Annotated in this window: 10 protein-coding genes; all 10 read left to right on the top strand. The window is 53.3% G+C overall.

Annotation, left to right across the window (positions count from 1 at the left end; translation table 11 throughout):
* Nucleotides 1–98: elongation factor Tu (locus RRF55_RS25040; RefSeq protein ID WP_072082015.1), on the top strand; the 98-nt coding region annotated here is incomplete at its 5' end.
* Nucleotides 99–434: 336 nt separating this feature from the next.
* Nucleotides 435–818 carry a preprotein translocase subunit SecE gene (secE, locus tag RRF55_RS25035; protein WP_002883772.1) on the top strand — a complete coding sequence of 128 codons (384 nt, stop codon included), beginning with the start codon at nt 435–437 and terminating at the stop codon, nt 816–818.
* A 1-nt stretch (nt 819) separates the two neighbouring features.
* On the top strand, nt 820–1,365 hold the full coding sequence (gene nusG / locus RRF55_RS25030) for a transcription termination/antitermination protein NusG (protein WP_001287521.1): 546 nt from the start codon (nt 820–822) through the stop codon (nt 1,363–1,365).
* A 156-nt stretch (nt 1,366–1,521) separates the two neighbouring features.
* Nucleotides 1,522–1,950, top strand: a complete 429-nt coding sequence (rplK, locus tag RRF55_RS25025; protein WP_002884034.1) for a 50S ribosomal protein L11 — start codon at nt 1,522–1,524, stop codon at nt 1,948–1,950.
* A gap of 3 nt (nt 1,951–1,953) precedes the next feature.
* Complete coding sequence (gene rplA / locus RRF55_RS25020; RefSeq protein WP_002884036.1) at nt 1,954–2,658, top strand: 50S ribosomal protein L1; 705 nt, start codon at nt 1,954–1,956, stop codon at nt 2,656–2,658.
* A 413-nt stretch (nt 2,659–3,071) separates the two neighbouring features.
* Nucleotides 3,072–3,569 (top strand): 50S ribosomal protein L10, encoded by a 498-nt coding sequence (gene rplJ, locus RRF55_RS25015; protein ID WP_001207203.1) that lies wholly within the window; start codon nt 3,072–3,074, stop codon nt 3,567–3,569.
* Nucleotides 3,570–3,635: 66 nt separating this feature from the next.
* The gene (gene rplL / locus RRF55_RS25010) at nt 3,636–4,001 is read left to right on the top strand and encodes a 50S ribosomal protein L7/L12 (protein ID WP_002884142.1); all 366 of its coding nucleotides are present in this window, start codon (nt 3,636–3,638) and stop codon (nt 3,999–4,001) included.
* 324 nt (nt 4,002–4,325) lie between these two features.
* Nucleotides 4,326–8,354 (top strand): DNA-directed RNA polymerase subunit beta, encoded by a 4,029-nt coding sequence (gene rpoB, locus RRF55_RS25005; RefSeq protein ID WP_004152306.1) that lies wholly within the window; start codon nt 4,326–4,328, stop codon nt 8,352–8,354.
* Between the two features lie 76 nt (nt 8,355–8,430).
* Complete coding sequence (rpoC, locus tag RRF55_RS25000) at nt 8,431–12,654, top strand: DNA-directed RNA polymerase subunit beta' (RefSeq protein WP_002884146.1); 4,224 nt, start codon at nt 8,431–8,433, stop codon at nt 12,652–12,654.
* Nucleotides 12,655–13,054: 400 nt separating this feature from the next.
* Nucleotides 13,055–14,395, top strand: a complete 1,341-nt coding sequence (gene dcuB, locus RRF55_RS24995) for an anaerobic C4-dicarboxylate transporter DcuB (protein WP_019705857.1) — start codon at nt 13,055–13,057, stop codon at nt 14,393–14,395.
* The last annotated feature ends 10 nt before the right edge of the window (nt 14,396–14,405 follow it).

Below are 14,405 nucleotides of genomic sequence, written 5' to 3'. Positions count from 1 at the left end.
TGATCCACCCGATCGCGATGGACGACGGTCTGCGTTTCGCAATCCGTGAAGGCGGTCGTACCGTTGGCGCGGGCGTGGTTGCTAAAGTTCTCGGCTAATCGCTGATAACATTTGACGCAATGCGCAATAAAAGGGCATCATTTGATGCCCTTTTTGCACGCTTTCACACCAGAACCTGGCTCATCAGTGATTTTATTTGTCATAATCATTGCTGAGACAGGCTCTGAAGAGGGCGTTTATACACCAAACCATTCGAGCCTCAGGGCGACGGCTATTCAACTCCTTCTTTGCAACAGCAGGGCAGGGGTGACACCACCGTCAACATTGAAGCAATTTGAATAGTTAAGTGTATAATCCGAAACTTAATTTCGGTTTGGATCGCCTCGCCCCCGCGGGGTGAAATTGTTTGTAGAATACTTCTGACAGGTTGGTTTATGAGTGCGAATACCGAAGCTCAAGGGAGCGGGCGCGGCCTGGAAGCGATGAAGTGGATTATCGTTGCCGTGCTGCTGATCGTGGCGATCGTGGGCAACTTCCTTTATCGTGACATTATGCTGGCGGTGCGTGCGCTGGCCGTGGTTATTCTTATTGCTGCTGCCGGTGGCGTCGCGCTGTTGACGACGAAAGGTAAGGCGACCGTTGCTTTTGCTCGCGAAGCGAGAACCGAAGTTCGTAAAGTGATTTGGCCGACTCGCCAGGAAACGCTGCATACTACGCTGATTGTTGCTGCCGTGACTGCAGTAATGTCACTGATCCTGTGGGGACTGGATGGTATTCTGGTTCGCCTGGTCTCCTTTATCACTGGCCTGAGGTTCTGAGATGTCTGAAGCTCCTAAAAAGCGCTGGTACGTCGTTCAGGCGTTTTCCGGTTTTGAAGGTCGCGTAGCCACGTCGCTGCGTGAACATATCAAATTACACAACATGGAAGAGTTATTTGGCGAAGTCATGGTCCCGACCGAAGAAGTGGTTGAGATCCGTGGCGGCCAGCGTCGCAAAAGCGAACGTAAATTCTTCCCGGGCTATGTCCTGGTTCAGATGGTCATGAACGACGCAAGCTGGCACCTGGTGCGCAGCGTACCGCGCGTGATGGGCTTCATCGGCGGCACCTCTGACCGTCCGGCGCCGATCAGCGACAAAGAAGTCGACGCCATCATGAATCGTCTGCAGCAGGTTGGCGATAAGCCGCGTCCGAAAACGCTGTTTGAACCGGGTGAAATGGTTCGCGTTAACGACGGTCCGTTCGCTGACTTTAACGGCGTGGTGGAAGAAGTGGACTATGAGAAGTCCCGCCTGAAAGTTTCCGTTTCTATCTTCGGTCGTGCGACCCCGGTAGAACTGGACTTCAGCCAGGTTGAGAAGGCGTAAGCCGGCGATCAAAAAAGCAGCGATTTAATCGTTGCATAGGGCGCGAAATTGGCATACAATTTCGCGCCTTTTGTTTTTATGGGCCCGGCCCGTAAAACGATGTTTAATCACGGGGAGCTTCTCTGAAGCGTTAATACCCATTTTGAGGATTTAAGAATGGCTAAGAAAGTCCAAGCCTACGTCAAGCTGCAGGTTGCAGCTGGTATGGCGAACCCGAGCCCGCCGGTCGGCCCAGCACTGGGTCAGCAGGGCGTGAACATCATGGAATTCTGCAAAGCGTTCAACGCCAAAACTGATTCCCTGGAGAAAGGTCTGCCGATCCCGGTTGTTATCACCGTTTACGCTGACCGTTCCTTTACCTTTGTTACCAAGACTCCGCCGGCTGCTGTTCTGCTGAAGAAAGCTGCAGGCATCAAGTCTGGTTCCGGTAAGCCGAACAAAGATAAAGTGGGTAAAATCTCCCGCGCTCAGCTGCAGGAAATCGCGCAGACCAAAGCTGCCGACATGACTGGTGCCGACATTGAAGCGATGACTCGCTCCATCGAAGGTACTGCACGTTCCATGGGCCTGGTAGTGGAGGACTAAGAAATGGCTAAACTGACCAAGCGCATGCGCGTGATCCGTGAGAAAGTTGATGCAACTAAACAGTACGACATCAACGAAGCCATTGCTCTGCTGAAAGAGCTGGCCACCGCTAAATTTACCGAAAGCGTAGACGTTGCCGTTAACCTCGGCATCGACGCTCGTAAATCTGACCAGAACGTCCGTGGCGCAACTGTACTGCCGCACGGTACTGGCCGTTCCGTTCGCGTAGCCGTATTTACCCAGGGCGCAAACGCTGAAGCTGCTAAAGCTGCAGGCGCTGAGCTGGTAGGTATGGAAGATCTGGCTGAGCAGATCAAAAAAGGCGAAATGAACTTTGACGTTGTTATTGCTTCCCCGGATGCAATGCGCGTTGTTGGCCAGCTGGGCCAGGTTCTGGGTCCGCGTGGCCTGATGCCGAACCCGAAAGTAGGTACCGTAACTCCGAACGTTGCTGAAGCGGTTAAAAACGCGAAAGCAGGCCAGGTTCGTTACCGTAACGACAAAAACGGCATCATCCACACCACCATCGGTAAAGTGGACTTTGACGCTGACAAACTGAAAGAAAACCTGGAAGCTCTGCTGGTTGCGCTGAAAAAAGCAAAACCGACTCAGGCGAAAGGCGTGTACATCAAGAAAGTTAGCATCTCCACCACTATGGGTGCAGGTGTTGCAGTAGATCAGGCTGGCCTGAACGCTTCTGCAAACTAATGCCTTTACGTGGGCGGTGATTTTGTCTACAATCTTACCCCCACGATTCTGTCAATAAGACAGACGCTATGCGAGTCATTTGAATTGCAGCAAGGCAGCAATCGAGTGAATCACCGGGAGTGTAGTTAACTACATGACCGGTGTGAACGAGAGCAGCTAACGCCGCTGCGGTTCGAAGGACGAAGTCATAGGAAGAATTTGTTCGTTGGAGCCTGGCCTATCCAGGCCTCCGTCGAAGACCGCAGGTGTTTCGCAAGAAACTTAATCCCCTGCGTAGACGGTGACAGAACGCTAAGATTATTTTTGGATATTCTGGCTTGTTTCTGCTCACCGTATTTAGACGCTCTTTTCGTTGAATTGAGTGAAGTGAGTTCCAGAGCATAGGCTCTGGCAAACATCCAGGAGCAAAGCTAATGGCTTTAAATCTTCAAGACAAACAAGCGATTGTTGCTGAAGTCAGCGAAGTAGCCAAAGGCGCGCTGTCTGCAGTAGTTGCGGATTCCCGTGGCGTAACTGTAGATAAAATGACTGAACTGCGTAAAGCAGGTCGTGAAGCTGGCGTATACATGCGTGTTGTTCGTAACACCCTGCTGCGCCGCGTCGTTGAAGGTACTCAGTTCGAGTGCCTGAAAGACACGTTTGTTGGTCCGACCCTGATTGCATACTCTATGGAACACCCGGGCGCTGCTGCTCGTCTGTTCAAAGAGTTCGCGAAAGCGAATGCAAAATTTGAGGTCAAAGCCGCTGCCTTTGAAGGTGAGCTGATCCCGGCGTCGCAGATCGACCGCCTGGCAACTCTGCCGACCTACGAAGAAGCAATTGCACGCCTGATGGCAACCATGAAAGAAGCTTCGGCTGGCAAACTGGTTCGTACTCTGGCTGCTGTACGCGATGCGAAAGAAGCTGCTTAATCGCAGTTATCTTTGTAAAGCATTCGCTTACGTATAAACTTATTCTGATATTCAGGAACAATTTAAATGTCTATCACTAAAGATCAAATCATTGAAGCAGTATCCGCTATGTCCGTAATGGACGTTGTTGAGCTGATCTCTGCAATGGAAGAAAAATTCGGTGTTTCCGCTGCTGCTGCTGTAGCTGTAGCTGCTGGCCCGGTTGAAGCTGCTGAAGAAAAAACTGAATTCGACGTAATTCTGAAAGCTGCTGGCGCTAACAAAGTTGCTGTTATCAAAGCAGTACGTGGCGCAACTGGCCTGGGTCTGAAAGAAGCTAAAGACCTGGTAGAATCTGCTCCGGCTGCACTGAAAGAAGGCATCAGCAAAGACGACGCTGAAGCTCTGAAAAAATCTCTGGAAGAAGCTGGCGCTGAAGTTGAAGTTAAATAAGCCAACCCTTCCGGTTGCAGCCTGAGAAATCAGGCTGAGGCTGGTGACTTTTTGGTCACCAGCCTTTTTGCGCTGTAAGGCGCCAGTAGCGTTTCACGCTGTTTGACTACTGGTTTGCCTCTCAATGCTTGTTTCTATCGACGACTTAATATACTGCGACAGGTTAGGGTTCCTGGGCTGTGTAAATCGCAATGAAATGGTTTAAGCGTGATAGCAACAGGCATTGCGGAAAGTGTTCCATTTTCCGGTCAACAAAATAGTGTTGCATAAAAAACTGCCCTCTGCGGGCAGATGGGTCGACTTGTCAGCGAGCTGAGGAACCCTATGGTTTACTCCTATACCGAGAAAAAACGTATTCGTAAGGATTTTGGTAAACGTCCACAAGTTCTGGATGTGCCATATCTCCTTTCTATCCAGCTTGACTCGTTCCAGAAGTTTATCGAGCAAGATCCTGAAGGGCAGTATGGTCTGGAAGCTGCTTTCCGTTCCGTATTCCCGATTCAGAGCTACAGCGGTAATTCCGAGCTGCAATACGTCAGCTACCGTCTGGGCGAACCGGTTTTTGACGTTAAAGAATGTCAGATCCGTGGCGTGACTTATTCTGCACCGCTGCGCGTAAAACTGCGTCTGGTGATCTACGAGCGCGAAGCGCCAGAAGGCACCGTCAAAGACATTAAAGAACAAGAAGTCTACATGGGCGAAATTCCGCTCATGACCGACAACGGTACCTTTGTTATCAACGGTACCGAGCGTGTTATCGTTTCTCAGCTGCACCGTAGCCCGGGCGTCTTCTTTGACAGTGACAAAGGTAAGACCCACTCCTCCGGTAAGGTTCTGTATAACGCACGTATCATCCCTTACCGCGGTTCCTGGCTGGACTTCGAATTCGACCCGAAAGACAACCTGTTCGTTCGTATCGACCGTCGTCGTAAGCTGCCGGCTACCATCATCCTGCGCGCGCTGAATTACACCACTGAGCAGATCCTTGACCTGTTCTTCGAAAAAGTGGTCTTTGAAATTCGCGACAACAAGCTGCAGATGGAGCTGATTCCAGAGCGTCTGCGCGGTGAAACTGCCTCCTTCGATATCGAAGCCAACGGCAAAGTGTACGTTGAGAAAGGCCGTCGCATCACGGCTCGTCATATCCGTCAGCTGGAAAAAGACGATATCAAGCATATCGAAGTGCCGGTTGAATATATCGCGGGCAAAGTGGCGGCTAAAGACTATATCGATGAAGCGACTGGCGAACTGATCTGCCCGGCGAACATGGAGTTGAGCCTGGATCTGCTGGCTAAGCTGAGCCAGTCTGGCCACAAGCGTATCGAAACGCTGTTCACCAACGATCTGGACCACGGCCCGTACATCTCTGAAACGGTACGCGTCGACCCGACTAACGATCGTCTGAGCGCGCTGGTAGAAATCTACCGCATGATGCGCCCTGGCGAGCCGCCGACTCGTGAAGCCGCTGAAAGTCTGTTTGAGAACCTGTTCTTCTCTGAAGACCGCTACGATCTGTCCGCGGTTGGTCGTATGAAGTTCAACCGTTCTCTGCTGCGCGACGAAATCGAAGGTTCCGGTATCCTGAGCAAAGACGACATCATCGAAGTGATGAAGAAGCTCATCGATATCCGTAACGGTAAAGGCGAAGTGGACGATATCGACCACCTCGGCAACCGTCGTATCCGTTCCGTTGGCGAAATGGCGGAAAACCAGTTCCGCGTTGGCCTGGTACGTGTAGAGCGTGCGGTGAAAGAGCGTCTGTCTCTTGGCGATCTGGATACCCTGATGCCTCAGGATATGATCAACGCCAAGCCGATTTCCGCAGCAGTGAAAGAGTTCTTTGGTTCCAGCCAGCTGTCTCAGTTTATGGACCAGAACAACCCGCTGTCTGAGATTACGCACAAACGTCGTATCTCCGCACTCGGCCCAGGCGGTCTGACCCGTGAGCGCGCAGGCTTCGAAGTTCGAGACGTACACCCGACCCACTACGGTCGCGTATGTCCGATCGAAACGCCTGAAGGTCCGAACATCGGTCTGATTAACTCCCTGTCCGTGTACGCGCAGACCAACGAATATGGCTTCCTTGAGACGCCGTATCGTAAAGTGACCAACGGTGTGGTTACTGACGAAATTCACTACCTGTCTGCTATCGAAGAAGGCAACTACGTTATCGCTCAGGCGAACTCCAACCTGGATGAAAACGGCCACTTCGTAGAAGATCTGGTTACCTGCCGTAGCAAAGGCGAATCCAGCTTGTTCAGCCGCGACCAGGTTGACTACATGGACGTATCCACCCAGCAGGTGGTATCCGTCGGTGCGTCCCTGATCCCGTTCCTGGAACACGATGACGCCAACCGTGCATTGATGGGTGCGAACATGCAACGTCAGGCGGTTCCGACTCTGCGCGCTGATAAGCCGCTGGTTGGTACCGGTATGGAACGTGCTGTTGCCGTTGACTCCGGTGTTACTGCCGTGGCTAAACGTGGCGGTACCGTTCAGTACGTGGATGCTTCCCGTATCGTTATCAAAGTTAACGAAGACGAGATGTACCCGGGCGAAGCAGGTATCGACATCTATAACCTGACCAAGTACACCCGTTCTAACCAGAACACCTGCATCAACCAGATGCCTTGCGTGTCCCTGGGCGAACCTATTGAGCGCGGCGACGTGCTGGCAGACGGCCCGTCCACCGACCTCGGTGAGCTGGCGCTGGGTCAGAACATGCGTGTAGCGTTCATGCCGTGGAACGGTTACAACTTCGAAGACTCCATCCTCGTTTCCGAGCGTGTTGTCCAGGAAGACCGTTTCACCACTATCCACATTCAGGAACTGGCGTGCGTGTCCCGTGACACCAAGCTGGGGCCGGAAGAGATCACCGCTGATATCCCGAACGTGGGTGAAGCTGCGCTCTCTAAACTGGATGAGTCCGGTATCGTTTATATCGGTGCGGAAGTGACCGGCGGCGACATTCTGGTTGGTAAGGTAACGCCGAAAGGTGAAACCCAGCTGACGCCGGAAGAGAAACTGCTGCGCGCGATCTTCGGTGAGAAAGCGTCTGACGTTAAAGACTCTTCTCTGCGCGTACCGAACGGTGTCTCTGGTACCGTTATCGACGTTCAGGTCTTCACCCGTGACGGCGTAGAAAAAGACAAACGTGCTCTGGAAATCGAAGAGATGCAGCTGAAGCAGGCCAAAAAAGACCTGTCTGAAGAACTGCAGATCCTCGAAGCCGGTCTGTTCAGTCGTATCTACGCGGTGCTGGTCTCCGGTGGCGTTGAAGCTGAGAAGCTCGACAAGCTGCCTCGCGATCGCTGGCTGGAACTGGGCCTGACCGACGAAGAGAAACAAAATCAGCTGGAACAGCTGGCTGAGCAGTATGACGAACTGAAACACGAGTTCGAGAAAAAACTCGAAGCGAAACGCCGTAAAATCACCCAAGGCGACGATCTGGCACCGGGCGTGCTGAAGATTGTTAAGGTATATCTGGCCGTTAAACGCCGTATCCAGCCTGGTGATAAGATGGCAGGTCGTCACGGTAACAAGGGTGTTATCTCTAAGATCAACCCGATCGAAGATATGCCGCACGATGCTAACGGTACGCCGGTAGATATCGTACTGAACCCGCTGGGCGTACCGTCTCGTATGAACATCGGTCAGATCCTTGAAACTCACCTGGGTATGGCTGCAAAAGGCATCGGCGATAAGATCAACGCCATGCTGAAACAGCAGCAGGAAGTCGCGAAACTGCGCGAATTCATCCAGCGTGCTTACGATCTGGGCGCTGACGTTCGCCAGAAAGTTGACCTGAATACCTTCAGCGATGAAGAAGTTCTGCGTCTGGCTGAAAACCTGCGTAAAGGCATGCCGATCGCAACGCCGGTATTCGACGGTGCGAAAGAAGCTGAAATCAAAGAGCTGCTGCAGCTGGGCGACCTGCCGACTTCCGGTCAGATCACCCTGTTTGATGGCCGCACCGGTGAACAGTTCGAACGTCCGGTAACCGTGGGTTACATGTACATGCTGAAACTGAACCACCTGGTCGACGACAAAATGCACGCTCGTTCCACCGGTTCTTACAGCCTGGTTACTCAGCAGCCGCTGGGTGGTAAGGCACAGTTCGGTGGTCAGCGCTTCGGTGAGATGGAAGTGTGGGCGCTGGAAGCATACGGCGCGGCCTACACCCTGCAGGAAATGCTCACCGTTAAGTCTGATGACGTGAACGGTCGTACCAAGATGTATAAAAACATCGTGGACGGCAATCACCAGATGGAACCGGGCATGCCGGAATCCTTCAACGTACTGTTGAAAGAAATTCGCTCGCTGGGCATCAACATCGAACTGGAAGACGAGTAATTCTCGCTCAAACAGGTCACTGCTGCCGGGTTAACGCCCGGCAGCGGAATGTGCTAACTCCGACGGGAGCAAATCCGTGAAAGACTTATTAAAGTTTCTGAAAGCGCAAACTAAAACCGAAGAGTTTGATGCGATCAAAATTGCTCTGGCTTCGCCAGACATGATCCGTTCATGGTCTTTCGGTGAAGTTAAAAAGCCGGAAACCATTAACTACCGTACGTTCAAGCCTGAGCGTGACGGCCTTTTCTGCGCCCGTATCTTTGGGCCGGTAAAAGATTATGAGTGCCTGTGCGGTAAGTACAAGCGCCTGAAACACCGCGGTGTGATCTGTGAGAAGTGCGGCGTTGAAGTGACCCAGACTAAAGTGCGTCGTGAGCGCATGGGCCACATCGAGCTGGCATGTCCGACTGCGCACATCTGGTTCCTGAAATCCCTGCCGTCCCGTATCGGTCTGCTGCTGGATATGCCGCTGCGCGATATCGAACGTGTACTGTACTTTGAATCCTATGTGGTTATCGAAGGTGGCATGACCAACCTCGAACGCAACCAGATTCTGACGGAAGAACAGTACCTGGACGCGCTGGAAGAGTTCGGTGACGAATTCGACGCGAAAATGGGCGCGGAAGCGATCCAGGCGCTGCTGCGCAATATGGATCTGGAGCAGGAATGCGAGCAGCTGCGTGAAGAGCTGAACGAAACCAACTCCGAAACCAAGCGTAAAAAGCTGACCAAGCGCATTAAGCTGCTGGAAGCTTTCGTTCAGTCTGGCAACAAGCCGGAGTGGATGATCCTGACCGTTCTGCCGGTACTGCCGCCAGATCTGCGTCCGCTGGTTCCGCTGGACGGTGGTCGTTTCGCGACGTCTGACCTCAACGATCTGTATCGTCGCGTGATCAACCGTAACAACCGTCTGAAACGTCTGCTGGATCTGGCTGCGCCGGATATCATCGTACGCAACGAAAAACGTATGCTGCAGGAAGCGGTTGACGCCCTGCTGGATAACGGTCGTCGCGGTCGTGCGATCACCGGTTCTAACAAACGTCCTCTGAAATCTTTGGCCGATATGATCAAAGGTAAACAGGGTCGTTTCCGTCAGAACCTGCTCGGTAAACGCGTTGACTACTCCGGTCGTTCTGTTATCACCGTAGGTCCATACCTGCGTCTGCATCAGTGCGGTCTGCCGAAGAAAATGGCGCTGGAGCTGTTCAAACCGTTCATCTACGGCAAGCTGGAACTGCGTGGCCTGGCCACCACCATCAAAGCCGCTAAGAAGATGGTTGAGCGCGAAGAAGCTGTCGTTTGGGATATCCTGGACGAAGTTATCCGCGAACACCCGGTCCTGCTGAACCGTGCGCCAACCCTGCACCGTCTGGGTATTCAGGCATTCGAACCGGTTCTGATCGAAGGTAAAGCCATCCAGCTGCACCCGCTGGTTTGTGCGGCATACAACGCCGACTTCGATGGTGACCAGATGGCTGTTCACGTACCGCTGACGCTGGAAGCCCAGCTGGAAGCGCGTGCGCTGATGATGTCTACCAACAACATCCTGTCCCCGGCGAACGGCGAACCAATCATCGTTCCGTCTCAGGACGTTGTACTGGGTCTGTACTACATGACCCGTGACAGTGTTAACGCCAAAGGCGAAGGCATGGTGCTGACTGGCCCGAAAGAAGCTGAGCGTATTTATCGCGCCGGCCTGGCCTCTCTGCATGCGCGCGTTAAAGTGCGTATCACTGAATACGAAAAAGACGACAATGGTGAGTTTGTCGCGAAAACCAGCCTGAAAGACACGACCGTTGGCCGTGCCATTCTGTGGATGATCGTACCGAAAGGTCTGCCGTTCTCTATCGTGAACCAGGCGCTTGGTAAGAAAGCGATCTCCAAGATGCTGAACACCTGTTACCGTATTCTGGGTCTGAAACCGACCGTTATTTTTGCGGACCAGACGATGTACACCGGCTTTGCTTACGCAGCGCGTTCAGGTGCATCCGTTGGTATCGATGACATGGTCATCCCGGAGAAAAAATACGAAATCATCAGCGAAGCGGAAGCGGAAGTTGCTGAGATTCAGGAACAGTTCCAGTCCGGTCTGGTGACCGCGGGCGAACGCTACAACAAAGTTATCGATATCTGGGCTGCGGCGAACGATCGTGTATCCAAAGCGATGATGGATAACCTGCAAACCGAAACCGTGATTAACCGTGACGGTCAGGAAGAGCAGCAGGTTTCCTTCAACAGCATCTACATGATGGCCGACTCCGGTGCGCGTGGTTCTGCGGCACAGATTCGTCAGCTGGCTGGTATGCGTGGTCTGATGGCGAAGCCGGATGGCTCCATCATCGAAACGCCGATCACCGCGAACTTCCGTGAAGGTCTGAACGTACTCCAGTACTTCATCTCCACCCACGGTGCTCGTAAAGGTCTGGCGGATACCGCACTGAAAACAGCGAACTCCGGTTACCTGACTCGTCGTCTGGTTGACGTTGCGCAGGACCTGGTCGTCACTGAAGACGACTGCGGCACCCTGGAAGGCATCACCATGACGCCGGTTATCGAAGGTGGCGACGTTAAAGAGCCGCTGCGCGATCGCGTACTGGGTCGTGTGACTGCGGAAGATGTTCTGAAGCCGGGTACCGCGGATATTCTGGTTCCACGCAACACGCTGCTGCATGAGCACTGGTGTGACCTGCTGGAAGCGAACTCCGTTGACTCCGTCAAAGTGCGTTCCGTTGTATCCTGTGACACCGACTTTGGCGTCTGCGCGCACTGCTATGGTCGTGACCTGGCGCGTGGCCACCTCATCAACAAAGGTGAGGCTATCGGCGTTATCGCGGCACAGTCCATCGGTGAGCCGGGTACACAGCTGACGATGCGTACGTTCCACATCGGTGGTGCGGCATCTCGTGCGGCTGCTGAATCCAGCATCCAGGTGAAAAACAAAGGTAGCATCAAGCTCAGCAACGCGAAGTCGGTTGTGAACTCCAGTGGTAAGCTGGTTATCACTTCCCGTAATACCGAGCTGAAGCTGATCGACGAATTCGGTCGTACTAAAGAGAGCTATAAAGTACCTTACGGTGCGGTTATGGCGAAAGGCGACGGTGAGCAGGTTGCCGGCGGTGAAACCGTCGCAAACTGGGATCCGCACACCATGCCGGTTATCACCGAAGTTAGCGGTTTCATCCGTTTCACTGACATGATCGACGGCCAGACCATTACTCGTCAGACTGACGAGCTGACCGGTCTGTCTTCGCTGGTGGTTCTGGACTCTGCAGAACGTACCGCAGGTGGTAAAGATCTGCGTCCAGCACTGAAAATTGTTGATGCTCAGGGCAACGACGTTCTGATCCCAGGCACTGATATGCCTGCTCAGTACTTCCTGCCGGGTAAAGCGATTGTTCAGCTGGAAGATGGCGTACAGATCAGCTCGGGTGACACCCTGGCGCGTATTCCGCAGGAATCCGGCGGTACCAAGGATATCACCGGTGGTCTGCCGCGTGTTGCGGACCTGTTCGAAGCACGTCGTCCGAAAGAGCCGGCTATCCTGGCTGAAATCAGCGGTATCATTTCCTTCGGTAAAGAAACCAAAGGGAAACGTCGCCTGGTTATCACCCCGGTAGACGGTAGCGAGCCGTACGAAGAGATGATCCCGAAATGGCGTCAGCTCAACGTGTTCGAAGGTGAACGTGTGGAACGTGGCGATGTGGTTTCCGACGGTCCGGAAGCACCGCACGACATTCTGCGTCTGCGTGGCGTACATGCTGTGACCCGTTACATTGTTAACGAAGTCCAGGACGTATACCGTCTGCAGGGCGTTAAGATTAACGATAAGCACATCGAAGTTATCGTTCGTCAGATGCTGCGTAAAGCCACCATCGAAAGCGCAGGCAGCTCCGACTTCCTCGAAGGCGAGCAGGTGGAATACTCCCGCGTCAAGATCGCGAACCGCGAACTGGAAGCGAACGGCAAAGTGGGCGCAACGTTCTCCCGCGATCTGCTGGGTATCACCAAAGCGTCTCTGGCCACCGAGTCCTTCATCTCCGCGGCATCGTTCCAGGAGACCACTCGCGTGCTGACCGAAGCAGCCGTTGCGGGCAAACGCGACGAACTGCGCGGTCTGAAAGAGAACGTCATCGTAGGTCGTCTGATCCCGGCCGGTACCGGTTATGCGTATCACCAGGATCGTATGCGCCGTCGCGCTGCTGGCGAGCTGCCGGCGGCACCGCAGGTGAGCGTGGAAGAAGCGTCTGCCAACCTGGCAGAGCTGCTGAACGCAGGTCTGGGCGGTTCTGACAACGATTAATCGTTGATGCACTGCTAAAAAGCCGGTCAGGTTTCCTGACCGGCTTTTTTTATTGTCTATTTTTCGCCGCTTTCCCGGCCATTAATTACATTTACGACATATTAAATCTTCATTTTCTTAGCAATTAATTCATGCAAAATATCTATTAGAAGCCTTTTTCTAAAACCTTTCTTTATGTATGGGTAAAACTTCTACTCATATCAAAAAATAATCAATTCAAAGGGTATATATTCAAAATACCTGATGAATCATGGGATTACTTCTGTTGCTGTATCTTCGGCGCGACGGCGCTGGAGAGGGATAGCCGCATCTCATGCTTCTCCCGGTCTGGCGCAGAAATAATCCCGAGAGGCAGGTAGGGATCATTTTTAGATCTGAGTGGACAGGCTCTGGGGGCTGCATGGAATTCGCGATACAACTCATTATTATATTAATTTGTCTGTTTTATGGTGCCCGAAAAGGGGGGATTGCGCTGGGGCTGCTGGGCGGCATCGGTTTGGTGATCCTCGTCTTTGTTTTTCATCTCCAGCCGGGCAAACCGCCGGTTGATGTGATGCTGGTGATCATTGCAGTGGTAGCCGCCTCGGCGACCCTGCAGGCGTCCGGCGGGTTAGACGTGATGCTGCAGATTGCCGAGAAGCTGCTGCGGCGTAACCCGAAATATGTTTCTATCGTGGCGCCTTTCGTCACCTGCACGCTGACCATCCTCTGCGGTACCGGCCACGTGGTGTATACCATCCTGCCGATTATCTACGATGTGGCGATTAAGAATAACATTCGTCCGGAGCGTCCGATGGCCGCCAGCTCCATTGGCGCTCAGATGGGGATCATCGCCAGCCCGGTCTCGGTGGCGGTGGTATCGCTGGTGGCGATGCTGGGAAATTTTACCTTTAACGGGAAACACCTGGAGTTTCTCGATCTGCTGGCGATAACCATTCCGTCCACGCTGCTGGGTATTTTAGCCATCGGTATCTTCAGCTGGTTCCGCGGCAAAGACCTGGATCAGGACGAAGCCTTCCAGGCGTTTATTGCGCTCCCGGAGAACCGCCATTACGTCTATGGCGATACGGCGACCCTGCTGGACAAAAACCTGCCGACCAGCAACTGGATAGCAATGTGGATTTTTCTGGCCTCTATCGCCGTGGTGGCGCTGCTTGGCGCTTTTTCTGAACTGCGCCCGGCCTTTGACGGTAAACCACTGTCGATGGTGCTGGTTATCCAGATGTTTATGCTGCTCTCCGGAGCGCTGATCATCATCATTACAAAAACTAACCCGGCATCGATTTCCAAAAATGAGGTCTTTCGTTCGGGAATGATCGCTATCGTCGCGGTGTACGGCATCGCGTGGATGGCGGAGACCATGTTTGGCGCGCACATGACCGAGATTAAAGGCGTGCTTGGTGAAATGGTAAAAGAGTATCCGTGGGCTTATGCCATCGTGCTGCTACTGGTTTCGAAATTTGTGAACTCCCAGGCGGCAGCGCTGGCGGCGATTGTGCCAGTAGCCCTGGCCATCGGCGTCGACCCGGCCTATATCGTGGCTTCTGCGCCGGCCTGCTATGGCTACTATATTCTGCCGACCTACCCAAGCGATCTGGCGGCGATCCAGTTTGATCGCTCAGGGACCACCCATATCGGCCGCTTTGTGATTAACCACAGCTTTATCCTGCCCGGGCTCATCGGCGTCGGCGTCTCCTGCGTGTTTGGCTGGATATTCGCGGCGATGTACGGCTTTCTGTAAGAAGGACGGG

Origin of the sequence: Klebsiella sp. K47, assembly GCF_051858335.1 — a bacterium.
Taxonomy (GTDB): Bacteria; Pseudomonadota; Gammaproteobacteria; order Enterobacterales; family Enterobacteriaceae; genus Klebsiella; species Klebsiella pneumoniae.
The sequence above is the reverse complement of the archived record's forward strand: the minus strand, read 5'-3'. Positions and strand labels throughout refer to the sequence as shown.

Bases quoted from the DNA above. Each gene is read 5' to 3' on its own strand.
- secE (WP_002883772.1), top strand. From the start codon at position 435: ATGAGTGCGAATACCGAAGCTCAAGGGAGCGGGCGCGGCCTGGAAGCG.
- nusG (WP_001287521.1), top strand. From the start codon at position 820: ATGTCTGAAGCTCCTAAAAAGCGCTGGTACGTCGTTCAGGCGTTTTCC.
- rplK (WP_002884034.1), top strand. From the start codon at position 1,522: ATGGCTAAGAAAGTCCAAGCCTACGTCAAGCTGCAGGTTGCAGCTGGT.
- rplA (WP_002884036.1), top strand. From the start codon at position 1,954: ATGGCTAAACTGACCAAGCGCATGCGCGTGATCCGTGAGAAAGTTGAT.
- rplJ (WP_001207203.1), top strand. From the start codon at position 3,072: ATGGCTTTAAATCTTCAAGACAAACAAGCGATTGTTGCTGAAGTCAGC.
- rplL (WP_002884142.1), top strand. From the start codon at position 3,636: ATGTCTATCACTAAAGATCAAATCATTGAAGCAGTATCCGCTATGTCC.
- rpoB (WP_004152306.1), top strand. From the start codon at position 4,326: ATGGTTTACTCCTATACCGAGAAAAAACGTATTCGTAAGGATTTTGGT.
- dcuB (WP_019705857.1), top strand. From the start codon at position 13,055: ATGGAATTCGCGATACAACTCATTATTATATTAATTTGTCTGTTTTAT.